This is a genomic window from Solirubrobacter ginsenosidimutans (genome assembly GCF_027587205.1).
Genome location: NZ_JAPDOD010000058.1, coordinates 22,500 through 47,002, shown reverse-complemented (window position 1 = coordinate 47,002; position 24,503 = coordinate 22,500). Strand labels below are relative to the sequence as shown.

Below are 24,503 nucleotides of genomic sequence, written 5' to 3'. Positions count from 1 at the left end.
GTCTCCAACGGTACCCGTCAGGGGCGGGCGTAGACTCATCGCGCGTGAACGTGCTCGCGCGCAACAACGTCCGCGTGGCCGGCCGGCCTGACGGGCCGCCGATCCTGTTCGCGCACGGTTTCGGGTGCGATCAGAACATGTGGCGTTTCGTCGCGCCCGCGTTCGAGGCCGATCACCGCGTGATCCTGTTCGACTACGTCGGCGGCGGCGGATCGGACCTCGGCGCCTACGACGCCGACCGCTACGCCTCCCTCGACGGCTACGCGAGCGACGTGGTCGAGATCGCCGAGGCGCTGGAGCTGAAGGACGCAATCTTCGTCGGCCACTCCGTCAGCTCGATGATCGGCGTCCTGGCCGCCAAGCGCGCGCCCGGGCGCTTCGCCAAGCTCGTGATGGTCGGCCCGTCGCCGCGCTACATCGACGACGAGGGGTACACCGGCGGCTTCACCCGCGCGGACATCGACGAACTGCTGGAGTCGATGGGCGCGAACTTCCTCGGCTGGTCGAGCGCGATGGCGCCCGCGATCATGGGCAACGCGGACCGCCCGGAGCTGGGGGAGGAGCTGACCGAGAGCTTCTGCCGCACCGATCCGGAGATCGCCGCCCGCTTCGCCCGCGCGACGTTCCTTTCCGACAACCGCGCCGACCTGAGCGCGGTGAGCCTCCCGACGCTCGTCCTGCAGTGCTCCGACGACGTGATCGCGCCCGAGGCGGTGGGTCACTACGTGCACGAGTCGATCCGCGGCTCGGTGTTCGTGCAGCTCGCGGCGACCGGGCACTGCCCGAACCTCAGCGCGCCGAGCGAGACGACCGAGGCGATCCGGGCATTCGTCTGACCGACCTCGCCGAGCAGAGCGCCGAGGACCTCTACGAGCATGCCCCTTGCGGGTATCTCTCGGCGGAGCCGGGCGGGCGGATCGTGCGGGTCAACGCGACCTTCGAGCGCTGGACGGGCTACACCCGCGAGCAGCTGGTCGGCGTCAAGCGCTTCCAGGACCTGCTGACCGCCGGCGGGCGGATCTACCACGAGACCCACTACGCGCCGCTGCTGCGGATGCAGGGCAGCGTGCGCGAGATCGCCGCCGACATCGTCTGCGCCGACGGCCGCCGCCTGCCGGTGCTGATCAACTCGACGCTGCTCACCGATGCGGCGGGCGAGCCGCGGATCGTGCGCACGACGCTCTTCGACGCGACCGAACGCAAGTCGTACGAGAAGGAGCTGCTCGCCGCCCGCGACCGCGAGCGAGAGGCACGCGAGCGGGTGGAGCGCCTGCAGCGCATCACCGCGGCGCTGGCGGCGGCGCCGGATCACGCTGCCATCGCGGCTGCGGTGATCGCTGAACTGGAGGCGCCGTTCGGTGCTGAGCGCGCCGCGCAGGCGGCCCGGGGCGAGCCCGCGACCGAGGACGAATTTCTCACCGCCGTCGCCCACCAGGCCGCGCTCGCGATCGAGCGGGCGCGGCTGCTCGAGGAAGCGCGCGACGTCGCCCACACGCTCCAGCAGAGCATGCTCGCGGGTGCGGCGCCGCAGGACCCGCGCTATTCCGTCGCCACCCTCTACCGGCCCGCCGTCGCCTACCTCGAGGTCGGCGGCGACTGGCACGACGCGTTCGAGTTGCCCGGCGGCAAGGTCGGGATCGTGATCGGCGACGTCGTCGGCCGCGGCCTGCCCGCCGCCAGCGCCATGGGGCAGCTGCGCAGCGCCGTACGCGCGCTGGCGGGCGCGGGGCTCGGCCCGCAGGCGGTCCTGCGCCATCTCGACACGTTCGTCGAGCAATCGCCCGACAGCCAGTACGCGACGATCGCGTACGCCGAGGTCGACCCCGCAACCGGCGATGTCGCGTTCGCGACCGCCGGCCACCTACCCCCGGTGCTGTTCGGCGACGGCGCGCCACAGCTCTTCCTCGGCGGCCGCTCGACCCCGGTCGGCGTCCCGATCCCCGAGCTCCCACGCACCCACGAGACCTTCCGGCTCGCCCCGGGCGCGGGCTTCGTGCTCTACACCGACGGCCTGATCGAGCGGCGCAGCGAGTCGATCGATGCCGGCCTCCAGCGCCTGCTCGAGACGGTGCACCCGGACGTGCGCCCCGAGGAGCTCGTCACCGCGCTGCTCGAGGACGGCGAGACCGAGGACGACGTCTGCGTCCTCGTCTTCCGCCGAACTCAGTCGGCTCCGTAGCCCGCGTCCATGCCTTCGGAGACGGCGCTCATCTCGTCGCGGAGGGAGCGGACGCGCTCGGCGAGGCGTTCCTGGTTCTGGGCGTCGCCGGAGGCCGCGGTGCTGACGAGGTTGGCGCGGATCGTGTCGAGCTCGACCACCATCCGCTCCATCTCACCGTCGTAGCGCCGCAACTGCTCCTGCATCCGCCGTTGGGCGATGAGTTGTTCGCGCAGGGCGAGGGAGAGCTCCGGCTGCTCGAGCTCACCGACGCTCGCGAGCCGCTGCTCGACGGCGGCCACCGGCGTGTCCGCGAGCGCCTCGTAGAGCAGCTGCGCGCGCATCGCTGAGCGCTGGAGCTCGGCGACGAGCGAGCCGATCTCCTGCGAGACGGCCGTGTAGGGCAGCTCCGCGCGCTCCACGGCGGCCGCGATGCCCGCCTGGGTCCGCTGCGCGGCGTCGACGTGGCGGGCGATCGGCGGGGCCAGCGCGGGGCGCGCGACCGGCGGGCGTGCGGGCTGCGGGCGCACGATCTGCGGTTGGCGCGGCTGCGTGGAGACGACGTGGGACTTGACGATCATGTCGTGGATCGCCCGGTTCTCCTTGTCGCCCAGCGGCCACACCGAGTCGACGATCCAGCCGATGCCGAAGACGAGGTTGGCGACGATGTACTTGAGCAGCACCTCCCGCACCACCGCGAAGCCGAGCCGGATCGGCCGCCCGTCGTCGCGCACGACGCGGATGCCGGCCGCCTGCTTGCCGATCGTCTGGCCGTTGTGCTTGCCCTTGCGGGCCATCGTCCCGGCGACATAGGCGCTGCCGAGCACGAGCCAGGCGAGGAAGAAGACGGCGCCGACGGTGTCGTCGGAGCCACCGCTCGCCGTGGCCACGGCATCGGCCACGAGCGCGGCCACCGTGATGATCACGCCGTCCAGCAGCGTGGCGCCGACGCGGGGCCACCACTCGGCGAGGTATGGGCGCGGCTCGGGCTGCTCGTCCATTCAGCCCAACCTATCGCCCTACCAGGGCACGGCGCCCTGGTCGTCGACGTAGGTTCCGGTCGGGCCGGAGGCGTCCAGCAGCGCCATCTGCACGATCGCGTCGGCGCCTTGTTCGACGGTCTTGACGCCGCGGTGACGGTTGAAGTCGGTCGCCGTGTAGCCGGGGTCGACGCAGTTGACGCGCATCTCGGGCAGCGCCTTCGCGTACTGCGTCGTGAGCATGTTCACCGCGGCCTTGGAGGCCGGGTACTGCAGGCCGACGATGCTCGATTCCAGCCGCTCCGGGTCACTGGTGATCGTGATCGAGCCCATCCCGGACGAGACGTTGACGATCACCGGGTTGGCCGACTGCTTCAGGAGCGGCGTGAAGGCCTGCGTGACCCGCACGATCCCGACGACGTTGGTGGCGAAGACGCGCTCGACCAGGTCCGGCGTCACCTCCGGGACCGGCACCATCCCGCCAGAGATGCCGGCGTTGTTGACGAGGACGTCGAGGGAGCCGACGGTCTCCACCGCCGCGGCGACGCTCGCGTCGTCGGTGACGTCGAGCGCGACGTAACGCGCGCCCAGTTCCTCCGCTGCCGCGCGCCCGCGCGCCTCGTCGCGCGCACCCACCCACACGTCGTGGCCCTCGGCGATCAGCCGCCGGGCGGTCTCGTAGCCGAGCCCCTTGTTGGCTCCGGTGATCAAGGTCGTGGTCATGGCATCCAGGGTGCGACGGAACCCGCGCTGACACCAGAGGACTCTCAGTGCCACCCTAAGAAGGCGATGGACGCCGACGATCTCGCAGTCTGCCTGCGCACCTGGCGAGACCGGCTCAGTCCGGCCGAGGTCGGGCTGCCGGCATCGAGCCGCCGCCGCGCGGCCGGGCTGCGGCGTGAGGAGGTCGCCCAGCTCGCCGGGCTCTCGGTCGACTACCTCGCGCGGCTCGAGCAGGGCCGCGCGAGCGCACCCTCACCGAGCGTCCTGGGGCCCTTGGCCCGCGCTCTGCGCCTGTCCGACGACGAGCGCTCGCACCTCTTCCGCGTCGCCGGCCTGGTGCCGCCGGGGGCGGGCCAGATCGATCGCCACATCACGCCGAGCATCCAGCGCGTGCTCGACCGGCTCGCCGACGTTCCCGTGATGGTCGTCGACGCCGCCTGGCAGCTGATCGCCAAGAACGCGCTCGCGAGCGCACTGCTCGGCGACAACGACACCAACATCCTGCGCCGCCACTTCTCCGGCGAGCCGTCGCCGATCGTCCGCACCCCCGAGGAGGTCGCGAAGATGGAGGAAGGCTGGGTCGCCGACCTGCACCTCGCGGCGGGGCGCTACCCGGATGACGGCCCACTGCACGAATTGATCGCGGACCTGCGGGCGATGAGCCCGCGCTTCGCCGCGCTCTGGGAGCAGCGGCCGGTCGCCGAGCACGTCGCGGATCGCAAGACGATCAATCACCCCGAGGTCGGCCCGATCACGGTCGATTGCGACGTCCTCACCGTCGCCGGGAGCGATCTGCGGCTGGTCGTCTACACCGCGCCGCCGGGCTCACCTGACGCCCGCGCGCTCGCCCTCCTCGGCGCGATCGGCACGCAGACCTTCTAACGCCGGACGGTGTAGCGGAGGTGGGTGACGCGGTCGCCCTCGACGACGGACAGCGGCCCGTCGAGCGTGACCGGGCCCTTGACGTGATCGAAGAGCGGCCGGCCGCCGCCGAGCAACACCGGGACCAGGTCGACCCAGAGCTCGTCGATCAGGCCGGCCTCCAGCGCCTGCCTGGCCATCTGGCCGCCGTTGACGACCACGGCCTTGTCGCCCGCGAGCACGCGCGCCCGCGCGACCGCCGCCTCCACGCCTTCGGTCACGAACTCGAACCGGTGATCGCGGTGCTTCGGCTGCCAGTCCGTGGGCGGCTCGTGGGTGACGACGACCACGGGGATGTCGATCGGGTGCCTGCCCTCCCAGCCGTTGGTGATGTCGAAGAGATGGCGGCCGACGACGAACGCTCCCGCCGTGTCCATCACCTCGCGGAAGTACGCGGCGCTCTGGGGGCTGCAGCGCATCGTGAGGTCTTCGCGCGCGGTCTCGATGACCACGTCGCCGTTGTTGTACCAGTCGAAGAGCAGGTCGAAGCCGCTCTCGTCGGGGCCGGAGATGTACCCGTCGAGGGACATGCTCGCGCCGGTGTAGGTCTTGGTCATGCTCGTAGGACGCAGGCCCGCCGGCGAACTCATCGGTCGTCAGCCACCCTCTGGCTCGGAATACGGTTCGCGCTCGAGCGCGGCGACGTAGTCCTCCCGCGTGTGGACGGGCTGACCGTGCGAGACGATCACGTGCTCGAACGGCAGTTCGAGCAGCTCCCGCAACGCGGGCAGCGCGCGTTGGAGATGCCGCGCCGACGCCCACACCCGCAGCTCCCCGTCGCCCGGCGCCGTGAGGCCGTCGGCGAACACCAGCGCCCGCTGCTCGGGGAGATAGACCGGCGTCTCGAGCATCCCGCGGCCGTCGTCGAACGCCCGCAGCCCGCCGGGCAACTCGTCACCCGCCCGGAGGAACTCGAGCTCGGTCTTCGGGATGTCGTCGCGCCAGAACAGCACCGGCCCGAACGCGCGGACCCCGTACCAGCGCACGAAGAGGTCGACGTCGCGGACGTGATCGGGCTTGAGCACGACCGCCGTGTCCGGCGCGAAGGCGTCGATCCGGGCCCACAGCTCCCGCTCGCGAGGCGGCGGCGCGAGCGGGTCGAGCAGCACGCGCGCGTCCCCGCTCGCGACCGCCACGCTTGTGACCAGCGGTTCCCAATCTGACTGCCCGTTCCAGTCCGGGTGCGGCTGGCGCCACAGCCACAGACCGTCGGCCACGTCGCGAACCTCCACCGATGGCTTGCTCATGAGAAATATGGGTATCAGGCCCGACCGTGAGGCTCCATCGCACCGGGTCGTTGATCATCGCCACGGCGGCGCTCGGCCTGAGCGCCCCGACCGCGCAAGCGGACACGCAGTACGGCGGCGTCGCAGCGCTTCGCAATTCGCCGGCAGGACCGTCGACCACGCTCGTGCGGCATGACGACGGACGCATCACCGTGCGGCTCGGCTTCGGCTACACCTGCCGCAAGCAGTCGTATTACAACTACGTGGTCAAGCTGAAGGGGTCGACGCCGGACGGCGTGAACTTCACCGCCGCGGGCAAGCAGCGGCTGCCGGGGCGGGGGACGCTGCGCTTCTCGATCAGTGGCACGCTCGCGCCCGACTCCGCCGCGGGCACGCTGAAGATGGGGATGGCGCGCTGCCCGAAGTACACCCGCGACCTCGTCCTGCGCACCGAGTCCGCGCCCGCGGGCGCGCCCACCGCTCCGCCCGCCGCTTCGCTGTTCGCCGGCATGACGGGCCAGGCCGCGGCCGGCATCCGGCTCGCCGTCGCGCTGCGGGTGACCAAGCAGGGCCGGGTCTGGTCGACGTGGGCCGCGATGATGAAGTGCGGGCCGAAGGCCACCAGCCACCTCATCAACAACTCGCCGACGACGACCGTCAAACCGGACGGCAGCTTCAGCCGCAGCGAGACGTACACGATCCGCTGGGACGACGGCGTGCGCGAGCGCTATCGCGTGACCTTCAAGGGCCGCTTCATGGCCGACGGCGCCGCCGGCACCCTGCGCGCGCGCTCCCAGTTGCACAAGAAGGGGCATCGCTACTACCCGTGCGACAGCGGGACGGTCGCGTGGACGGCGCGGCCGTGAGACGCGCGCTGATCGCGGCCGCGGGGGTCTTCCTCGCGGCCGCTCCGGCGGCGCACGCCGACACCCACTACGGCGGCGCGGCGGTCCTCAAAGGCCGCGGGGCCGCGCCCTACACCTCGCTGGTGCGCAAGGACGACGGCCGGATCCAGATGCGCGTGCTGATCGTCTTCGCGTGCGGCGAGGAGCCGCGGGTCGACACCGTCGCGCGGCTGTCAGGCAGCACGCCCGACGGCTCCGCCTTCAGCGCCTCCGGTCACACCCGCGTCAACGGCCACCGGCTGCGCTTCAGCGTCTCCGGCACGATCACGCCCGACGCGGTGGAGGGCAAGGTGCGCTTCAGCGCCCGCGGATGCCCCGGCTTCACCCGCCCGCTCTCGCTGCGCGTGGCGAGCGCACCCGCCGGTGCACCCGCGATGCCCCCGCCGAGCAGCCTGTTCAACGGACTCAGCGCCCAGTTCGCCGGACCCGTGCGGCTGCCGGTGACGATCCGCGTCGCCCGCAACGGCCGCGTGTACGGCGTCTGGACCGCGACGATGAAGTGCGGCCCGAAGGCCGTCGTGCCGATGGGCAGCTCGATCACGACGACCAAGGTCAAGCCCGACGGCACGTTCCTGGACGACACGCCGTACACGGTCCGCTACGTCGACGGCTCCTCCGAGCGCTATCGCATCCGCTTCGAGGGACATTTCCTCGCCGACGGCGCGGTGGGGACGCTGCGCGCGCGGATGCAGACGCACCGCAAGGGCCACCGGTACTACCCGTGCGACAGCGGGACGCAGACCTGGGCGGCGCGGATGTAGCGTGTGCGGTTGAGGTGCTCGGCGCGCGTGACGAGGTGGCGGCCTGGCTCGGCCTCTCGGCCGGTGGTCGCGCACTGCCACCCGCCGCGCCGCCACGGCGCCGCCCCGCGCCCTCGCGTGAGCCGCCCGCGGTCGACGACGTGGTGCCGGTCGCGGGCGTCTTCATCGGCCGCTTCCCGGTCACCAATGCCGCGTTCGCCCGCTTCCGGCCGGACCACCCGCGGGTCGGCGAGGAGCAGCTCGCCGACCACCCGGTCGTCCTGGTCACGCGCGCCGACGCGATCGCGTTCTGTGCGAGCCTCGGCGCCCGCCTGCCCACCGGCACCGAGTGGGAGGCCGCCGCGCGCGGCGACGACGAACGGCCGTGGCCATGGGGTCACACCTTCGACGCCGACCGCTGCAACTGCGCGGAGGCGGCGTGGGGCTGGACCGTGCCGGTCCGCACCCACCCGGAGGGCGCATCGCCGTGCGGTGCCGAGCAGCTCGCCGGCAACGTCTGGGAGTGGGTGAGCGACACCGGCGAGGACGGCTGGGGCGTCGTCCGCGGCGGCTCCTACCTCGACACCCAGCACGGCCTGCACGCGGCACGGGTGCTGCCCGCCGACCCGGAGCGCGCCACCGGCACCACCGGCTTTCGCATCGTGTTCGACCGCGACGCAAGGAGGAGTGGATGGACCGGGAGCTCCTGATCGACGCCCTGCGCGGCGTCTATGACCCCTGCTGCCAGGACCGCGGGGTGTCCATCGTCGACATGGGCGTGGTGGAGGACGTCCGCCAGTCGGGTGCGCACGTCGAGGTCGACCTGATCCCGACGACGGGATGGTGCCCGTTCGTGGCGAACATGTCGGCCGCGATACCGGAGGCGCTGATCGCGCTGGACGGCGTCGAGACCGTCGAGGTCAAGGTCGTGTGGGAACCCGCCTGGACGCCGGACCGGCTCTCGGAGTCGGCCCGCGCGAAGCTGACCATGCCGCTCGAGGAGCTCGAGCCTTACCGCCTTGCGAGGAGCGCTGCGTAATGGCCGTCACCGACACCCAGCCCGGCATCGAACGCAAACGCAAGGTCGACGCGTTCGTCTTCGACTGCGTCTGCCACATCTTCAACTTCGACCCCAAGAACGCGCTCGGCGGCCCGGGGTTGATGTTCGACGAGCACCTCTTCGCGTTCCACCAACTGCTCACGGCCGAGGGCGAGACGATCCTCAGCCGCGAGGAGTTCATGAAGGAGTGGAGCGTCGACGAGATCTACGAGATGGTCATCGCCGGCTCCGACACCGACATGATCGCCGCGCAGCCGCTGCCGCTGACCGATCTCTTCCACGACGGGCTGAGCGACTGGAAGAAGTGCGCCGAGATGGCGTCCAAGCACCCCGACCGGGCCGTCTTCTGGGGCTCCGTGAACCCGCTCGAGGGCAAGAAGGCCCTGGACCTGATGGAGATCCAGGTCAAGGAGTTCGGGGCGAAGGCGTTCAAGTTCTACAACGTCCGCTACGACTACGGCCAGCCGTTCCCGTGGCGCATGGACGACCCGCGCGTGGCCTTCCCGGTGTTCGAGAAGGCGCAGGAGCTGGGCGTGAACCTGATCGGCGTGCACAAGGGCGTCCCGCTCGGGCCTCAGCCGATCGAGCACACCCGCACGTTCGACATGGACGGCGCCGCCGCGGCGTTCCCGGACATCAACTTCGTCATCTTCCACGTCGGCCTGCCGTGGCTTGACGAGGTGCTCTGGCAGATCGTGCGCTTCCCGAACCTGTACGCGTCGATCGCCGCCACGGTCAACTTCATCTCCCGCCAGCCGCGGGTCTTCGCCGAGATGCTGGGGAAGATGCTGTGGTGGTGCGGCGAGGACAAGATCCTCTACGGCGGCGAGGCGCCGATCTGGCACCCGCAGTGGGCGCTTGAGGCGTTCTGGAACTTCGAGTTGCCGCAGGACATCGTCACCGAGCGCGGCTATCCGCAGCTCACCGACCAGGCCAAGCGCAAGATCCTCGGCGGCAACCTCGCCCGCCTGCACGGGATCGACGTCGAGGCGAAGTCCAAGGAGCTCGGTCTGAGCTAGCGTCCTACGACATGGAGAAACCAGAGGTCGAGATCCCAGACCAGGCGCCGTCGTACCAGCTCGAGCTCGAGGACCTCGTCGAGGGCGAGGGCGACGAGGCGAGCGCCGGCCACATCGTCGAAGTCCACTACGTCGGCGTGTCCTGGAAGACCGGGAACCAGTTCGACGCGTCGTGGGATCGTGGCGACACGTTCAAGTTCGGGCTCGGCAAGGGCCAGGTCATCCGCGGCTGGGACGAGGGCGTCGCGGGGATGAAGGTCGGAGGCCGGCGCCGGATCACGATCCCGCCGGACATGGCCTACGGCCCGCGCGGCGCCGGCGGCGTGATCGGCCCGAACGAGACCCTGGTGTTCGTCGTCGACCTGATCGGCGTGCGCTAACCGGCGGACGTGTGAGCGGCCTTGCGGTGCGCGCGCACCGCAAGGACCACCGCGGCGAGCAGGGCGAGCGCGAACGCGCCGTGCGTGAGTGCACCTGCGGCCTTGCTGAAGGACTCGCTGAACGCGTAGCCCACGAGCGTGAAGGCGCTGGCCCAGACGGCCGTGCCGATGATGCTCCACGGCAGGAACGCGCGGAGTTTGAGCCCGGACGCGCCGGCGAGGAACGGCGAGACCGCGCGGATGATCCCGATGAAGCGGCCGACGAGGATCGCCTTCGCGCCGTGGCGGGCGTAGAAGGCCTCGACGCGGTCCACGCGCGGGGCGGTCATCCCGACCCGCTGGCCGTGGGTGTGGATGAAGCGGCGGCCGAGCCGGGCGCCGAGGATGAAGGACGCGATGTCGCCCAGAGCCGCGGCGACCCACGCGACGAGCAGCACCGTGACGAGGTCGATCTGCCCCTGCGCGGCGACCACGCCGCCGAGCACGATCGCGGTCTCGCCCGGCGCGATCAGGCCGACGAAGGCGCCGGTCTCCAGGAACGCGAGCCCGCCGACGAGCGCGTAGGTCCAGGTGCCGAGCGTCTCCGACAGGTCCGTCAACGCATGCTCGAGGTTGGGGAGCTGGACCGTGTCGGTCACCACGAGCGCGGTGGCGGTGATCGCGATGGCCACGAGGAGGACGATCCGCTTCATCGAGGCTGATTCTCGGTCGCGCCGAGCGCGCCGCACACCCCCGGCACCACGTCGGCGGGGGTGCGGGAAGCCCTACTCGAGCTCGGCGGCCAGGTCCGCGACGGACTCGACGATCCGCGCGGGCCGGTACGGGAAGCGCTCGGCCGACTCGCGGGTGCTGATGCCGGTCAGGACGAGGATCGTGTCCAGCCCCGCCTCCAGCCCGGCGACGATGTCGGTGTCCATCCGGTCGCCGATCATCGCGGTCGTCTCGGAATGCGCGTCGATGGCGTTCAGCGCGCTGCGCATCATCAGCGGATTCGGCTTGCCGACGTAGTAGGGCTCGACGCCGGTCGCGCGGCTGATGAGCGCCGCCACGGAGCCGGTCGCGGGCATCGGGCCGTCGGGTGAGGGCCCGGTCGCGTCCGGGTTGGTGGCGATGAAGCGCGAGCCGTCGACGATCAGCCGGATCGCGAGCGTGATCCGCTCGAGGCTGTACGTCCGCGTCTCACCCAGCACCACGTAGTCGGGCGCGCGCTCGGTCAGCGTGTAGCCCGCCTCGTGCAGCGCTGTGGTCAGCCCTGCCTCGCCGATCACGAACGCCGACCCGCCCGGGCGCTGGTCCTCGAGGAATTTCGCCGTCGCCAGGGCCGACGTCCAGATCGCCTCCTCGGGTACGTCCAAGCCACTCGTCTTCAGGCGCGCCGCGAGGTCGCGGCGCGTGTAGATCGAGTTGTTGGTGAGCACCAGGAACGGCGCCCCGCGCCTGCGCAGGTTCCCGAGAAACCGGTCGGCGCCGGGGATCGCCTGCTCTTCGTGGACGAGCACGCCATCCATGTCCATCAGCCACGAGCGGATCTCGAGTCGGGTCACGCCCGACAGGCTACGGAGAAACTCGCCGCTCCGATCGCGTCGTCTGAGGGTTCTCACGTGGTAGGTCTGTTGAGCAACGTGACGCGAAGAGCGAGGGTCTTGGAGTGCAATTGATGGTGTCTGGTGCGGGTCTGAAGACGGTTGCGGCGGCAGGGGTGCTGGCGGCGGCCGTAGGTGGCGCGGTGATCGCGCGTGCGGACGACTCGAGTGGGCGTGCCGCGCAGGCGGAAGGCGGGCTGGCGCTCTCGACCTCGACCGGCTCGACCGGCTCGACGCTGAAGGTCGACCGCGTGGCGCAGGCCGGAGCGACCGACACGCTCAAGGTGGCCAACAACTCCAAGAAGGCGCTGACCGTGACGGTCGCGGCGCGCCCGTGGACGCAGTCCGCGAGCGGGGTCGTCTCGCCCAACCGCCGCGCGACGCTCGGCGGCGTCAGCGTCAGCGAGCCGTCGTTCGCGCTCGCGCCTGGGGCGTCCAAGGACGTCACGGTCACGCTCGGCAGCGTGCCGGCCGCCGGCTATCTGTACGGCGCGCTGGAGGTCATCGGCGTGCCGGCGGACATCGCCAAGACCAAGGGGATCGTGACCGGGTACCGGCTGCTCGACACCTTGCGCTACAACGCGGCGACCGCGACCTACGGGCTCAAGGCGGGCGCGGCGAAGCTCTCCGGGACCGGCACGAGCCGCGCGCTCGTGCTGAGCGTGAAGAACACGGGCAACACGATCGCTCCGGTGACCGGCAAGGTGACGCTCAAGAGCGCGCTGGGCACCAAGAACGGGACGCTGAAGGCGACCCGGATCCTGCCCGGCAAGAGCGTCTCGCTCGCGCTCGCGACGGCGAGCAGCCTGAAGGCCGGGAAGTACACGGCCACCGTCACGCTCACGCAGAACAAGCAGAAGACCACGCTGACGAAGAAGATCACGGTCCGCTGAGCGCGGATTAGCGCGAGGCGACTTCGACGGCGATCGCCAGCGACGCCAGCGGCGCGCCCCAGCTCTCCAGCGATGCTGGGGCGAGCGTGCCGTAGCCGGCGCCGTAGGCCGAGACGGCGCCGCGCAGCGCCCACTTGGCGAACGTGTCGGCGAAGCGTTCCTCCGGCGCGGTGCAGTCGCCCGAGTCGGCGGTGAAGCAGGCACCGCTCGTCGGCAGCTGGGCCGCGAGCTGGTTGCGCAGGTCGGACGGCATGAGGGCGAAATCGACGACGTGGCCCAGCTCGTGGGCGACCGTGACGTCACGGTCGGACTTGCGCTCCCCGTCGAGGTAGCCGAGGTTGAAGCGCACCGCGAACTGCCGCTCGCCGACCTGCAGCGTGGTGCCGACCGCGGCGCCGTTGGGCTGGTTGAAGGTGCTGATCGTGACCATGCCGTCGACGTCGTCGATCAGCTGCCGCGCTTCCGGGCGGACCTTGTCGATCGCGGCGAGGATCCACTCGCGGTCCTTGGGCGCGACCGACGCGTCGAAGGTGAAGGTCCTCGCGCGCAGCTGCGGATCGAGCGCGTTCGCTTCCTTCCCGCAGCCGGTCAGTCCGACGGCCGCGCACGCGGCCAGGATGGGCAGGAGCAGGAGGCGGCGCATTGTCCGGGTAGATCGGCGGGCGCGTGCGCGCCTTGATCGGTGGGTACGTCGTGTGACATGAGCCTCCTCGACGCGCTGGGTGGCGCGCGGGCGTACGACCTCGAGCAGCCGCGCTTCGCGGGTGCGCCGGTGTGGCCGGCGCACGAGCCGGGCGTGATCCTCAACCTGCACCGCCGCCACGAGCGCGATGCGGCGGAGGCGCGGACGAGCGCCTCGGCGCTGCTGGTGATGACCGAGCACTCCGGCACCCACATCGACGCGCTCTGCCATCAGGCCTACGAGGGTCGCCTGCACGGGGGCGTCGAGGTCGACGGGCGGGTGCAGACGCCGGTGGGGTTCACGGCGCTGGGGATCGACACCGTGGCCCCGATCGTCACCCGCGGCGTGCTGCTCGACGTGGCGCCGGGCGGGCGCTGTGACGACGGCTACCGCGTTAGCGCCTCCGACCTCGAGACAGCGGCGGCGGGGCTCTCGCTGCGACCCGGGGACGTCGTGCTCGTCCGGCTCGGCTCGGGCGCCTTGTGGGCAGACCGCCCCGCCTACCTGCGGGCGGGTGGGATCACCGCCGAAGCGTCCCGCTGGCTCGCCGCTCGCGGGCCTTGTGCCGTGGGTGCGGACAACGTCGCCTGGGACGTCCCGGACGACCGCGACCCAGAGCTCGGCTCCCTCCCGGGCCACACGATCCTGATCGTGCAATCGGGCATCCACATCATCGAATCGCTCTTCCTCGAAGACCTCGCGGCCGACGGCGTGCGCGAGTTCGCCTTCGTCTGCCTCCCCCTGAAGCTCCGGGGCGGCACCGGTTCCCCGGTCCGCCCCATCGCTCTTACCTAAAGAGGGTCTGACCCCATTTAGATAAAGGGGGTCAGACCCCCTTTATGTTCAGGCCGGCACCGGGACGGCGGTGCCCGGCTGCGGGAGGCGGGTGCGGCGGATGATCAGGAAGGCCGCGAGGGCGGCGATCAGCGCGAAGGCCGCGGCGAGGAGGAAGGCGTTCTCGAACCCGTTCGTCAGGGCTTGCGGCGTGGTCGCGGTGGTGGTGGCGACGCCGGTCAGGAGCGCGAGGCCGATCGCCTGGCCGATCTGCTGCGCGGTCGCCATCAGGCCGCTCGCCAGGCCGGACTCGTGCTCGCTCACGCCGCTCATGGCCACGATCGTCAGCGGCACGAAGGCGAGGCCCATGCCGAGGGCGACGACGAGGCTGGGGAAGAGGACGTCGCCGAGGAAGCTGCCGTTCGCCGAGACGTGGCTGAACCAGTAGAGGCCGGCGGCCTGCGTGGCGAGGCCCGCGACGAGCACCGGCTTGGGGCCGAGCGTGGTCGAGAGCTGCGACGCGACGCCGGCGGAGGCGCCGATCGTCAGCGCGAGCGGCAGGAAGGCGAGGCCGGCCTCGAGCGGGCCGTAGGCGAGGACCTGCTGCAGGTAGAGCGTGGCGAAGAAGAACAGGCCGATCAGCGCGCCGCCCATCAGGACGCCGGTCACGGTCGCGCCGGTCAGGCCGCGGCTGCGGAAGATCCGGAACGGGACCAGCGGGTTGGCGGTGCGGGTCTCGACGAGGGCGAACGCGGCCAGGAACGCGGCGGCGATCAGCACGAACTCCGGCTTGACGCCGTCGATCACGCCGTAGACGAGGGCGACGAGCCCGCCGGTGACGGTGAACGCGCCGAGCGCGTCGAAGGAGCGAGTCGCGGCGTCGACCTTGGACTCGCGCAGGACCGTGGGTGCGAGCGCGGCCGCCGCGATCCCGATCGGCGTGTTGATCCACAGCACCCACTCCCACCCGAGCGTCTGCGTGATCACGCCGCCCAGGAGGCTGCCGGCCGCGCCGCCGCCGGCGGCCACGGCGCCCCACACGCCCAGCGCCGTGTTGCGCTCGGCGCCTTCCGCGAACGTCGTCGTGACCAGGCTGAGCGCGGCGGGGGAGAGAATCGCGGCGCCGAGGCCCTGCAGCGCGCGAGCGGCGATCAGCGTCCCGCCGCTCGTCGCCAGCCCGCCCGCGAAGGACGCGACCGCGAACAGCGTGAAGCCCGCCATGAAGACCCGCCGGCGGCCGAGCAGGTCCGCCATCCGCCCGCCGAGCAGCAGGAACCCGCCGAAGGCGAGCACGTACGCGTTCACCAGCCACGCCAGGCCCTCGCGGGAGAGCTGCAGATCCTTCCCGATCGAGGGGAGCGCGACGTTGACCACGGACGCGTCGAGCACGACGACGAACTGCGCGGTGGCGAGCAGCGCGAGCGCCCACCACTTGCGTTGCTGGGCCTTTGATTGATCGAGCATGTAAGGGATTTTGGAGCTGAGGGAGGCCCCTTACATGGGGAGTACGGAGCCTCATTTTCGGCTCTGGGCCTTAGTTGCTCGCCGCTCTAGCGCTGCGCCTTACTTGCGGATCCGCAGCTGCGCCGAGGCGCATCCGGTGACGTGCACCGTGAGGTGCCCGACGCGCTGTGCCCTGAGCACCAGGCGAGCGCTTCCGGCCCGGTTCAAGCGGGCCGTGGCGACGGCCTTGCGGGACGAGCCGCGGCGGGCGGAGACGCGCAGCTTGCGGTGCTTGGGGGCGTGCACGAGCCGGGCCCGGATGATGGTCCGACGGCCGGCCACGATCGTCGCCCGCGAGAGACGCACAGCGCAGGTGGAGGCAGTCGGTTTCGGGTCGGTCGGCCGGGTCGGAACCGGCGGGGGCTCCGCGGCGGGAAGCGTCGTGCCGGGAGCGGCGGCGGGCAACGAGGGCGGCGTGGGTGACTCCGGCGTCGGGCCCGGGGTGCCGGCGTCCGAGCGGATGCTGACGGAGTCGATGTCCCCGGTGAAGCCGAGGTCGCACTCGCCGCCGTACTGGCCGATCAGCGCGTTGCTCGACGGGATCGCGTAGCTGATCCGCAGCGGCGCCGCCATCGGCTCCCCGACCTCGCGGCCGTCGACGAACAGCCGCAGCGCGGCGCCGTCGAAGGAGCCAGTGAGGTTGTGCCACTTGCCGTCCCAGACGTCCTTGCGGCGTGCGGTCGCCGACAGCACGTACCGGCTGCCGTCGAACACGTAGAACGCAAGGCCGCCGTTCGGCGCGGTGTAGAGCCCATAGGAGGCGGACACGCACTTCGAGCCACCACGGGCGACGAGGTAGCGGTACGAGCCCGGGCTCCCATTCGCCCGGGCGGTCGCCTCGATGGTCAGATGCTGCACGGCGAGCTTGGGTGTGTCGGGCAGGCGCACGAACGTCGTGCCGTCGAAGTGCAGCGCGCCGCCGGACGCGCCCGCGATCCGGACCGGGTCGGCGGCATCCGCCTGGGCGGTGAGGCCGAGGGTCGCGTCCAGCCCGAACGGGCCGGAGTCGTGGACGACCTGGCCGGTGCCCTCGTCGAAGTTCCACTGCGCCACCAGGCCTTGCTCGCTCGCGGCGGCGGGCGACGTACCCACCGCCGCGGCCGCCGCCGTCACGACTCCTACCCGTACCGCCCATCTGCCCAGCTCCGTCACCATCACACTGGACCAACCGACGGGGCGGCCGGATTCTTCCGGACCGCGGAGTCCGCTGGACGAATGTTCAGGTGACCGACACTCAGGCGCCGGCGGCGAAGCTGTCGCGCCAGCTCGGGTGCGTCGGGCGCCAGCCCAGTTCGGCCTTCGCCTTGGCGTTGGACGCACCTCGGGAGGAGGTCATCATCATCACCGCCGCGGGGCTCGCGACGACCTTGGCGATCCACGCCGGCACCTTGCGCGGGGGCTTGGCGCCGAGGTGCTCGGCGATGTACGGGAGCCACTCCTTGGCGGGGGCGGGTTCGTCGTCGACGATGTTGTAGATCTCGCCGGGGCGGCCGCGCTCGATCGCCGCGAGGGTGGCGGTGGCGATGTCGTCGGTGTGCAGGAAGGACCAGACGCCCTCGCCGTTGCCGACGAGCGGGAACTGGCGCTTGTGGATCATCTCGGTCTGCTCGCCCCCGGGCGCCATCCCGCTGCCCGGGCCGTAGAAGCCGCCGTAGCGCAGCACGATGCCACCGGCCTCGGTCGTCAGCCGCTCCAGCCGGCGGATCGCGGCGTGGGTCTCGCGGATGCCCTTCGGCGGGGCGGGATCGAGCGGGTCGTTCTCGGTCTTGACCGGGCCGCCGCGGCGTTCGTACGGCCAGCCGGCGAAGGACTGGGCGATCAGGAGCCGGCCGTCGGCGGCGGCGAGGAGATGCTCGGTGCCTTCGGTGCGCAGCCGGTTGGTGAGGTGGAACGCCTTGTCGATGTTCTTCATGTCGATGCCGGTCAGCGCGGTCATCTGGTGGACGATCACGTCGGGCTGGGTGGCGTCGATGGCGGCCTTCACGGAGGCGGCGTCGAGGCCGTCCATGACCTGGGCGTTCGCGCCGAGCGCGCGCAGTTCGCCCGTCTTGGCTTCGGTGCGGGTGGTGCCGGTGACGGCGTAGCCGGTCGCGATGAGTCGTGGGATGAGCGCACGGCCGGCGGCGCCCGTGGCGCCTGCGATGAGGATGTGCATGCCCCCTTCGACGAGACGGCGTGAAAAGCTGTGACAGCCGTGACCGACGATCTTCGCCCGCTGCTGTTCTCGATCGCCTACCGGATGCTCGGCTCGGTCGCCGAGGCCGAGGACGTCGTGCAGGAGGCGTACCTGCGGCGTGCGTCCTCGAGCGATGTGGTCGTCGAGAACGAGCGCGCGTTCATGACCACGGTCACGTCACGGCTGGCGATCGACGTGTTGCGCTCCGCGCGGGTGCGGCGCGAGACCTACGTGGGCGACTGGCTGCCCGAGCCGCTGATCGAGCCCGAGGCGCCCGCCGCGGCCGAGACCGAGGAGTCGGTGTCGCTGGCGATGCTCGTGTTGCTGGAGCGGCTGAACCCGGTCGAGCGGGCCGTGTTCGTCCTGCGCGACTCGTTCGACCTGGGGTTCGACCAGATCGCGGGGACCGTCGATCGCAGCGAGGACAACTGCCGCCAGATCCTCTCGCGGGCGCGCAAGCGGGTGGCCGACGAGCGCCCGCGCTTCGACGCGGACCCCGGGGAGCGACGCACGCTCGCGGCGCGGTTCCTCGCCGCCGCGCGCGAGGGCGATCTCGAGGGCTTGGTCGCCGTGCTCGCCCCGGACGCGGTGCTGATCGGCGACGGCGGCGGCATCGCCCGCTCGATCCCGCACGCGATGCACGGCGCGCCCGCCATCGCTCGCGCGCTGCTCGCCTTCTACGGGCAGGTCGACACGCTCGGCGTCACGCTCGAACCCGTCTGGGTCAACGGCCACCCGGGGTTCAGGACGGTCGATTCCGACGGCCGGATCGTCAACGTCATGGGGCTCGACGTCGTCGACGGACGCATCGCCTCGATCTACTCGATGCTCAACCCGGAGAAGCTCGGGCACCTGGGGGAGACGTCGACCTTGGGGTTGCGGCCTAGTCAATCAGCGCGCCGGCGCTGACGTTCACCGTGGCGGCCGTCATCGTGCGGGCCTGATCGGAGGCGACGAACGCGGCCACGTTGCCGACGTCCTCGAGCGTGGCGCTGCGGCCGAGCAGCGTGGACTCGTCGAGGCTCTTGGTGATCGCGTCGCGGCCTTGGAAGTTCTTGGGGATCGACTCCGGCACGCCGCCCGTGCGCAGCGTGATGACTCGGACGCCCCGGTTCTCGGTGGAGAACTGACGGCGCATCGCCTCCAGCGCGTGGAAGGCGGTCTGCAGGCCGCCGAGGTGGTAGCCGCGCGGCGGGTCGCCCTCACCGCCGAAGACGAGGATCACACCCGCGCCGTGGCGCGCCGCGGCCTGCCAGGTGATCAGGTTGGTGCGCACCGCGGTCAGGACGGGCGCCAGGTAGTCCTCGACGTCCATCTCGGCCATCGGCGTGCCCTGCACGTCGTTGTGGTTGATGACGTTGAACGAGATGTCGATCCGGCCGATCGTGTCGGCGTGGGCGTCGACTGCGGCGGCGTCCAGGGCGTCCACGACCGCCCACTCGGCCCCGATCTCCTTCGCGAGGGCTTGGAGTGGCGCGGGTGTGCGTCCGGCGAGGAAGACGTGCGCGCCCTCGCGGGCGAAGGCACGTGCCGCCGCGCCGCCGATCGAGCCCGCGCCGCCATAGACCACCGCGTTCTTGCCTTTGAGCAGCATGTGGGTTGTGACCCGCTCAAACGGGGAAAGTCATCGATCGTGGATAATCCACGCATGGCCACCCTGAACGTCGACAGGACTTTACGCGGCGCACGCCGACGTGGTCTTCCCTGACCGCGCTGGCCGGACGTAGCTTCGGCGCGGTCCCGGCACCGGCACTCGTACTCCTCGGCATCGTCAGCGTTCAGGTGGGCTCGGCGCTGGCCAAGCACCTGTTCGGCGAAGTGGGCAGCTTCGGGACGGTCGCGTTGCGGCTGTTCTTCGCGGCGGTCGTGCTGACGCTGTTGTGGCGGCCGTCGCTGCGCATGAGCCGTGGCGCGTGGACGGTCGTGCTCGCTTACGGCGTGGTTCTCGGCGTGATGAACCTCTGCTTCTACCTGGCGCTGGCCCGGCTGCCGCTGGGGATCGCGGTGACCATCGAGTTCCTCGGGCCGCTCGCGGTGGCCCTGGCCGGGTCGCGGCGCTGGCTGGATGCCCTGTGGGCGGTGCTCGCGTCAGGCGGGGTCGTCCTGCTGATGGACGGAAACGGCGACCTCGACCTCGTCGGTGTGCTGTTCGCCCTCGCCGCCGGCGCGTGCTGGGGCCTGTACATCCTGGTCGGCGCGGCGCTGGGCCGCCACACCACGGAAGGCAACGGTCTGGCTCTGGGAATGGCCGTCGCGGCGGTGGTGGCGGTGCCCTTCGGGGCGGTCGACGCCGGCACGGCGCTGCTTGCGCCGTGGATCCTGCTTGCCGGGCTGGGCGTGGCGCTGCTGTCGTCGGTGATCCCGTATTCCCTGGATCTGGAAGCCCTCCGCAAGATCCCACCGCGCGTGTTCGGCATCCTGATGAGTCTCGAGCCGGCGATGGCGGCCCTCATCGGCCTCATCGTGCTCCAGGAGTCGCTGCAGTGGTCGCAGTGGATCGCCGTCCTGTGCGTCGTGGCCGCATCGGCGGGCGCCACCCGCGGCGCGCGCGCAGAGGTCTAACCACCGATATCGTCCCGCCGCGTGCCCGCGCGCTGGGGAACCGTCGCCGCCTACGCCGCGGTCGCGGCGGCCAACCAGTTGCTGTGGCTGACCTACGCGCCGATCACCACCGACGTCGCGCAGCACTTCGACGTCTCCGAAAGCGCCGTCGGCTGGCTCTCCCAGGTCTTCCCGCTGCTCTACGTGGTGCTGGCGCTGCCGGCCGGGCTGGCGCTGGACCGGCGGTTCCGGAGCGCGCTGCTGTTCGGCGCGTGGCTGACTGCGGTGGGCGGGGCGGTGCGGCTCAGCTCGGACACCTTCGCGGCCGCCCTGGCGGGCCAGATCCTGATCGCGGTCGCCCAACCGCTGATCCTCAACGCGGTCACGAAGATCGCGCTCGTGTCGGTGCCGGACGCGCTGGCGAAGGGCATCTCGCTCGGCTCCGCCGGCATCTTCGCGGGCACCGCGCTCGCGCTGCCACTCGGCCCGGCGCTGGGCGACGCGGGTTCGCTCACGCCGCTGCTGGTCGTCGACCTGATCGTGGCCGTGGCCGCGGCGACGTGGCTGACGCTCGCGATGCGGGGAGTCGCGCCCGCCCGCGCCGACCTCTCCGCCTCGGCCCGGCCCGACCTCGCCGCGCCCACCCACGCCGACCTCACCGCCTCCGCCCACGCCGACCTCTCCGCCGCGGCCCGGCCCGACCTCGGCGAGCCCGCCCACCGCGACCTCTCCGCGTCGGCCCGGCCCGACCGCGCCGCGCCCGCCCACGCCGACCTCTCCGCCTCGGCCCGGCCCGGCCTCGGCGCGCCGGCCCACGGCGACCTCTCCGCGCCCGCCCACGCCGACCTCTCCGCGCCCGCCTTTGCTGGGCGGGCCGAGCTGCGCGCCGTGTGGGGCGACCGCGCGATCCGGCGCCTCGCCGGCGTCGCGTTCCTCGGGTTCGGCGTGTTCGTCGCGCTGACGACCTGGCTGCAGGCGCTGCTCGAGCCCGCGGGGGTCAGCGACGCGACCGCCGGCTGGCTGCTCGGCGCGATGGTCCTCGCGGGCGTCGTCGGCTCGGCGTTTCTGCCCGAGCTCCTCGTCCGGAGCGGCGCGGAGCGGCGGTTCCTGCGCGTCGCCGCGGTGGTGACCGCGTCGGGCTGCGTGTTCCTCGCCCTCGCGCCCGGTGCGGCCGTGGTCGCGGTCATCCCGCTCGGCGTCGTGTTGCTCGGGAGCCTGCCGGTGATCCTCGAGCTGACCGAGCGCCGCTCGCGAAGCAGCGCGGCGACCGCGGTGATCTGGCTCGCGGGTAACGCCGGCGGGATCGTCGTGGCCGTCCTCGTGCAGACGACGCAGAACCATCCCGGCGCGGCGTTCTCGCTGCTTGCGCTGACCGGCGCGCTCGTCCTCGCGGTCGCCTGAAGGAAGCGGCTCGCGCGCCGCGAACACGACCCCATGAGCGAGACGGATCACAGCACCGAGCCGCCGCACGTCTCCGGGGAGGAGCTGCGAGCCGCACTGGCCCCCAAGGGGGAGACCCGCCGGAACCCGGTACTCGTGACCGAGCACGACGACGGCGAGCTCAAGCAGCTCAAGGCCGCGCTCGAGACGGCCGACGGCCTCCGCACCGAGCTCGAGGCCAGCCGCCGCCTGATCGACTCCGCCCGCGCCGACGCGATCGAGCTCCGCGCCTCCCTCGAGGCCGCGCGCGAGGACGCGAAGGAGCTGCGCCTCGAGCTCGTCCGCGCCCGCGCCGAGTCCCACGAGCGCCGCGAAGCCCTCTCCAAGCTCGCCAGCGCCGGCCTCTTCCGCCGCCGCAAGGTCATGGCGGAGCTCAAGCGGCGTAACGCTTTCTAAACCCCACCTAAGGGGTCTGGCCCCTTATCTCGCGTTTAGGTTGTATCGCAGGCCCGAAGCCGCGTTGCGCGGTGAACCGTGACCTAAAGGAAACCTAAGGGGTCTGACCCCTTAGGTTCGGTTTATTTTCGGAGGCGGAGGTTCTGCATGCCTCCGTCGACGAACAGGGCCGTGCCGGTGGCGCCGGTGGCGGTGGCCAAGTAGGCGATCGCGTCGGCGACTTCCTGGGCGCTGACGAGGCGGCCCATCGGCTGCCGGGCATTCAATGCCACCCGCTCCGCGTCCGGGTCGTCGGCAGCGTCGAGGAGGCGGCCGACCCACGGCGTGTCGGCCGTGCCGGGGCAGACGCAGTTGACGCGGATGCCCTCGCCGACGTGGTCGGCGGCCATCGCCATCGTCAGCGCGAGCACGGCGCCCTTCGTCGCGCTGTAGAGCGCGCGCTGGGGGATTCCCGCGGTCGCCGCGACCGAGCACGTGTTGACGATCGCGGCGGATGACGACTCGCGCAAGGCGCCCAGCGCCGCCCGCGACACGCGCACCATGCCGACGACGTTGACGTCGTAGACCCGGTGCCACTCCTCGTCGGAGTTGTCGGCGATCGTCCCCGCCGCGCCGATCCCCGCGTTGTTGACGAGCACGTCGAGGCCGCCCAGCCGCGAAATCGCCTCCGCGACCGCCGCGTCCACACCCGCGGCGTCGGTGACGTCCACGCGGATCGCGTCGTCGCCCTCGACCACATCGCGGTCGAACACGATCACCCGCGCTCCCCGCGCGCGCAGCTCAGCGACCGCGGCGGCGCCGATGCCCGACGCGCCGCCCGTGACGATCGCCCGCATCAGACCATCGCCTCGATCAGGTGCGGCCCGGGCTCATTCAGCGCCTCGCGCAGCGCCGACACCATCCCGGAAACGTCGTCGACCCGCCGCCCCGGCACCCCCATCGACTGCGCGAGCCCCGCAAACGACAGCTCAGGCCGCCCGATGTCCATCAACTCGTGCGCTGCCCGTCCGTCCCCTTCGGCACCGACGCGCGAGAACTCGAACTCGAGGATCGCGTAGGAGCGATTGGCGATGATGATCGTGGTCACGTCGAGGCCCTCCCGAGCCTGGGTCCACAGCGATTGGATCGTGTACATGGCCGAGCCGTCGGCCTCCAAAGAGATCACAGGCCGGCCCGGAGCCCCCACCGCAGCACCGGTCGCGGCAGGCATGCCCCACCCGATCGACCCGCCGGTCAGGAACAGATAGTCGTGCTCGCCCGCGCCCGCGGTGCGCTCGACGAACAGCACCGACGCGGTCACCGCCTCGTCCACGACGACCGCGTCGTCGGGCAGGAGCGCACCCACGATCGCGCTGAGGTTGTCGACGTTCAACGCGCCGCCCGTCGGCAACGCCACCCGCTCCAAAGCCGGAACCACCACCGACGCCGGCGCACCCACCTCCGCTGCCAGCGCCTCCAACGCGCCGAGCGCATCCTCACCCGGCGAAGCCAAAGCGACGAGATCCGTCGACGGGTCCGCCAGCAGGCTCGGCTGCCCCGGGTACGCGAAGAACCCGACCGGCCGGCGCGTGTCCACGAGCACCAGCGATGACAAGCCGGACAAGGCATCGACCGCCATCTCGGTCAGATACGGCACACCCACCGGCCGCGGCCGCCCGCCGCCGCGCGCGAGCCGCGGCGCGAACGTGTCCCGCAGCAACGCGGCGCCCGTCACGGCGGCGATCCGCGCCGCGAGGTCCACCCCGCGCGCCGACGTCGCCGCCCCGCCGATCAGCAGCGCCGCGCCCGGTCGCCGCAGCGCCACAGCAGCGGCCGAGACCGCCTCGTCCGGCACCGGCGACAGAACCGGCACCGCCAGCGCCGGCACGGCCCCGAGGCTCTGCTCCCACCCAGCGTCGGCGGGAACGATCAGCGTCGCGACCCCGGAGGCACGCGCCGCCGCGACCGCCTCGGCCGTGTCCAGCGCCGCCGACCGCGCGTCCCGCACCGTCCGCACCCACTGGGAAGCGGGCCGGACGACGGACTCGATGTCGCTCGCCAGCGGCGCTCCCAGCGGCTTGTGCGCGACCGCATGATCGCCCACCACGTTGACCATCGGCGTTCGCGCCTTGTACGCGTTGTGGACGTTGGCGAACGCGTTCCCGAACCCCGGCCCGAGGTGCAGGAGCGTCGCGGCGGGATCGCCCGCCATCCGCGCGTAGCCGTCCGCCGCGCCCGAGGCCACTCCCTCGAACAACGTCAGTACACCGCGCACCGACGGCACGCGGTCAAGCGCGGCCACCAGATGCATCTCCGAGGTCCCGGGATTCGCGAAGCAGACGGACACCCCGGAGTTCGCCAGCGTCCGCAGGACGCTTTCCGCCCCGTTCAAGTCACAGCCCCAAACATGGCCCGGAATGTACG

General features: G+C 71.8%; 28 protein-coding genes. 15 read left to right on the top strand and 13 right to left on the bottom strand.

The genetic code is table 11. From position 1 onward, the window contains the following. The first annotated feature begins 44 nt into the window (after window positions 1-44). Both OM076_RS37850 and OM076_RS37845 read left to right on the top strand, forming a co-directional pair. Window positions 45-836 (top strand): alpha/beta fold hydrolase, encoded by a 792-nt coding sequence (locus tag OM076_RS37850; RefSeq protein ID WP_270045373.1) that lies wholly within the window; start codon window positions 45-47, stop codon window positions 834-836. Then, entirely contained in the window at window positions 779-2,179 is a 1,401-nt protein-coding gene (locus OM076_RS37845) for a SpoIIE family protein phosphatase (protein ID WP_270045382.1), read from the top strand. Before OM076_RS37850 ends, OM076_RS37845 begins: the two co-directional genes overlap by 58 nt. Here the strand turns inward: OM076_RS37845 and OM076_RS37840 are convergent. Next, complete coding sequence (locus OM076_RS37840; RefSeq protein WP_270045372.1) at window positions 2,164-3,159, bottom strand: RDD family protein; 996 nt, start codon at window positions 3,157-3,159, stop codon at window positions 2,164-2,166. The two genes, OM076_RS37845 and OM076_RS37840, sit on opposite strands and share 16 nt — an antisense overlap. An 18-nt stretch (window positions 3,160-3,177) precedes the next feature. After that, window positions 3,178-3,861, bottom strand: coding sequence for an SDR family NAD(P)-dependent oxidoreductase (locus tag OM076_RS37835; RefSeq protein ID WP_270045371.1), 684 nt, complete (start codon window positions 3,859-3,861; stop codon window positions 3,178-3,180). A gap of 66 nt (window positions 3,862-3,927) precedes the next feature. On the opposite strand from OM076_RS37835, the gene OM076_RS37830 reads away from it, so the two are divergent. Then, on the top strand, window positions 3,928-4,743 hold the full coding sequence (locus OM076_RS37830; protein ID WP_270045370.1) for a helix-turn-helix transcriptional regulator: 816 nt from the start codon (window positions 3,928-3,930) through the stop codon (window positions 4,741-4,743). Here OM076_RS37830 and OM076_RS37825 read toward each other — a convergent pair. Continuing rightward, window positions 4,740-5,372: a dihydrofolate reductase family protein gene (locus OM076_RS37825; protein WP_270045369.1), complete on the bottom strand. Its 633-nt coding sequence runs from the start codon at window positions 5,370-5,372 to the stop codon at window positions 4,740-4,742. The genes OM076_RS37830 and OM076_RS37825 overlap by 4 nt on opposite strands. 6 nt (window positions 5,373-5,378) lie before the next feature. After that, entirely contained in the window at window positions 5,379-6,029 is a 651-nt protein-coding gene (locus OM076_RS37820) for an MBL fold metallo-hydrolase (protein ID WP_270045368.1), read from the bottom strand. Window positions 6,030-6,055: 26 nt separating this feature from the next. On the opposite strand from OM076_RS37820, the gene OM076_RS37815 reads away from it, so the two are divergent. The 6 genes from OM076_RS37815 to OM076_RS37790 are packed head-to-tail and all read left to right on the top strand — an operon-like array spanning window position 6,056 to window position 10,112. Continuing rightward, window positions 6,056-6,874, top strand: coding sequence for a hypothetical protein (locus OM076_RS37815; RefSeq protein WP_270045367.1), 819 nt, complete (start codon window positions 6,056-6,058; stop codon window positions 6,872-6,874). Next, window positions 6,871-7,674: a hypothetical protein gene (locus OM076_RS46545; protein WP_270045366.1), complete on the top strand. Its 804-nt coding sequence runs from the start codon at window positions 6,871-6,873 to the stop codon at window positions 7,672-7,674. The genes OM076_RS37815 and OM076_RS46545 overlap by 4 nt, the downstream gene beginning before the upstream one ends. A gap of 14 nt (window positions 7,675-7,688) precedes the next feature. Then, window positions 7,689-8,363, top strand: a complete 675-nt coding sequence (locus OM076_RS46540) for a formylglycine-generating enzyme family protein (RefSeq protein ID WP_270045365.1) — start codon at window positions 7,689-7,691, stop codon at window positions 8,361-8,363. Further along, window positions 8,345-8,692, top strand: coding sequence for a metal-sulfur cluster assembly factor (locus OM076_RS37800; protein WP_270045364.1), 348 nt, complete (start codon window positions 8,345-8,347; stop codon window positions 8,690-8,692). Before OM076_RS46540 ends, OM076_RS37800 begins: the two co-directional genes overlap by 19 nt. Next, a complete protein-coding gene (locus OM076_RS37795; protein ID WP_270045363.1) occupies window positions 8,692-9,732 on the top strand; it encodes an amidohydrolase family protein in 1,041 nt (346 codons plus the stop codon). The genes OM076_RS37800 and OM076_RS37795 overlap by 1 nt, the downstream gene beginning before the upstream one ends. A gap of 11 nt (window positions 9,733-9,743) precedes the next feature. Then, a complete protein-coding gene (locus tag OM076_RS37790; RefSeq protein WP_270045362.1) occupies window positions 9,744-10,112 on the top strand; it encodes an FKBP-type peptidyl-prolyl cis-trans isomerase in 369 nt (122 codons plus the stop codon). On the opposite strand, the gene OM076_RS37785 is transcribed toward OM076_RS37790, so the two are convergent. Both OM076_RS37785 and OM076_RS37780 read right to left on the bottom strand, forming a co-directional pair. Continuing rightward, window positions 10,109-10,804, bottom strand: coding sequence for a DedA family protein (locus OM076_RS37785; protein WP_270045361.1), 696 nt, complete (start codon window positions 10,802-10,804; stop codon window positions 10,109-10,111). The two genes, OM076_RS37790 and OM076_RS37785, sit on opposite strands and share 4 nt — an antisense overlap. Window positions 10,805-10,876: 72 nt before the next feature. After that, window positions 10,877-11,626, bottom strand: a complete 750-nt coding sequence (locus OM076_RS37780; RefSeq protein WP_372518133.1) for an HAD-IIA family hydrolase — start codon at window positions 11,624-11,626, stop codon at window positions 10,877-10,879. Between the two features lie 134 nt (window positions 11,627-11,760). On the opposite strand from OM076_RS37780, the gene OM076_RS37775 reads away from it, so the two are divergent. Continuing rightward, on the top strand, window positions 11,761-12,588 hold the full coding sequence (locus tag OM076_RS37775) for a hypothetical protein (protein WP_270045359.1): 828 nt from the start codon (window positions 11,761-11,763) through the stop codon (window positions 12,586-12,588). Window positions 12,589-12,595: 7 nt separating this feature from the next. Here the strand turns inward: OM076_RS37775 and OM076_RS37770 are convergent, their stop codons facing one another. After that, window positions 12,596-13,231 (bottom strand): hypothetical protein, encoded by a 636-nt coding sequence (locus tag OM076_RS37770; RefSeq protein ID WP_270045358.1) that lies wholly within the window; start codon window positions 13,229-13,231, stop codon window positions 12,596-12,598. Window positions 13,232-13,288: 57 nt separating this feature from the next. On the opposite strand from OM076_RS37770, the gene OM076_RS37765 reads away from it, so the two are divergent. Continuing rightward, window positions 13,289-14,065: a cyclase family protein gene (locus tag OM076_RS37765; RefSeq protein ID WP_270045357.1), complete on the top strand. Its 777-nt coding sequence runs from the start codon at window positions 13,289-13,291 to the stop codon at window positions 14,063-14,065. Between the two features lie 48 nt (window positions 14,066-14,113). Here OM076_RS37765 and OM076_RS37760 read toward each other — a convergent pair whose 3' ends face one another. The 3 genes from OM076_RS37760 to OM076_RS37750 form a co-directional block, all read right to left on the bottom strand. Then, window positions 14,114-15,508, bottom strand: coding sequence for an MFS transporter (locus OM076_RS37760; protein ID WP_270045356.1), 1,395 nt, complete (start codon window positions 15,506-15,508; stop codon window positions 14,114-14,116). Between the two features lie 99 nt (window positions 15,509-15,607). Next, window positions 15,608-16,660, bottom strand: coding sequence for a LamG domain-containing protein (locus tag OM076_RS37755; protein WP_270045355.1), 1,053 nt, complete (start codon window positions 16,658-16,660; stop codon window positions 15,608-15,610). Window positions 16,661-16,781: 121 nt separating this feature from the next. Continuing rightward, window positions 16,782-17,702, bottom strand: a complete 921-nt coding sequence (locus OM076_RS37750; protein WP_270045354.1) for an NAD-dependent epimerase/dehydratase family protein — start codon at window positions 17,700-17,702, stop codon at window positions 16,782-16,784. Window positions 17,703-17,741: 39 nt separating this feature from the next. Here OM076_RS37750 and OM076_RS37745 point away from each other — a divergent pair, with 39 nt between their 5' ends. Beyond that, a complete protein-coding gene (locus tag OM076_RS37745) occupies window positions 17,742-18,632 on the top strand; it encodes an RNA polymerase sigma-70 factor (protein WP_270045353.1) in 891 nt (296 codons plus the stop codon). On the opposite strand, the gene OM076_RS37740 is transcribed toward OM076_RS37745, so the two are convergent. Further along, complete coding sequence (locus OM076_RS37740) at window positions 18,607-19,317, bottom strand: SDR family oxidoreductase (protein WP_270045352.1); 711 nt, start codon at window positions 19,315-19,317, stop codon at window positions 18,607-18,609. The genes OM076_RS37745 and OM076_RS37740 overlap by 26 nt on opposite strands. Before the next feature lie 110 nt (window positions 19,318-19,427). Between OM076_RS37740 and OM076_RS37735 the strand changes: the two genes are divergently transcribed. The 3 genes from OM076_RS37735 to OM076_RS37725 are packed head-to-tail and all read left to right on the top strand — an operon-like array spanning window position 19,428 to window position 22,100. Then, the gene (locus OM076_RS37735; protein WP_372518132.1) at window positions 19,428-20,285 is read left to right on the top strand and encodes an EamA family transporter; all 858 of its coding nucleotides are present in this window, start codon (window positions 19,428-19,430) and stop codon (window positions 20,283-20,285) included. A gap of 21 nt (window positions 20,286-20,306) precedes the next feature. Then, window positions 20,307-21,665 carry an MFS transporter gene (locus OM076_RS37730; protein WP_270045350.1) on the top strand — a complete coding sequence of 453 codons (1,359 nt, stop codon included), beginning with the start codon at window positions 20,307-20,309 and terminating at the stop codon, window positions 21,663-21,665. 33 nt (window positions 21,666-21,698) lie between these two features. Continuing rightward, a complete protein-coding gene (locus OM076_RS37725; RefSeq protein ID WP_270045349.1) occupies window positions 21,699-22,100 on the top strand; it encodes a coiled-coil domain-containing protein in 402 nt (133 codons plus the stop codon). Window positions 22,101-22,222: 122 nt separating this feature from the next. Here the strand turns inward: OM076_RS37725 and OM076_RS37720 are convergent, their stop codons facing one another. Together OM076_RS37720 and OM076_RS37715 are read right to left on the bottom strand one after the other, a co-directional pair. Next, window positions 22,223-22,936 (bottom strand): SDR family NAD(P)-dependent oxidoreductase, encoded by a 714-nt coding sequence (locus tag OM076_RS37720; RefSeq protein WP_270045348.1) that lies wholly within the window; start codon window positions 22,934-22,936, stop codon window positions 22,223-22,225. Next, complete coding sequence (locus OM076_RS37715; protein WP_270045347.1) at window positions 22,936-24,471, bottom strand: acetolactate synthase large subunit; 1,536 nt, start codon at window positions 24,469-24,471, stop codon at window positions 22,936-22,938. Before OM076_RS37715 ends, OM076_RS37720 begins: the two co-directional genes overlap by 1 nt. Window positions 24,472-24,503: the final 32 nt, after the last annotated feature.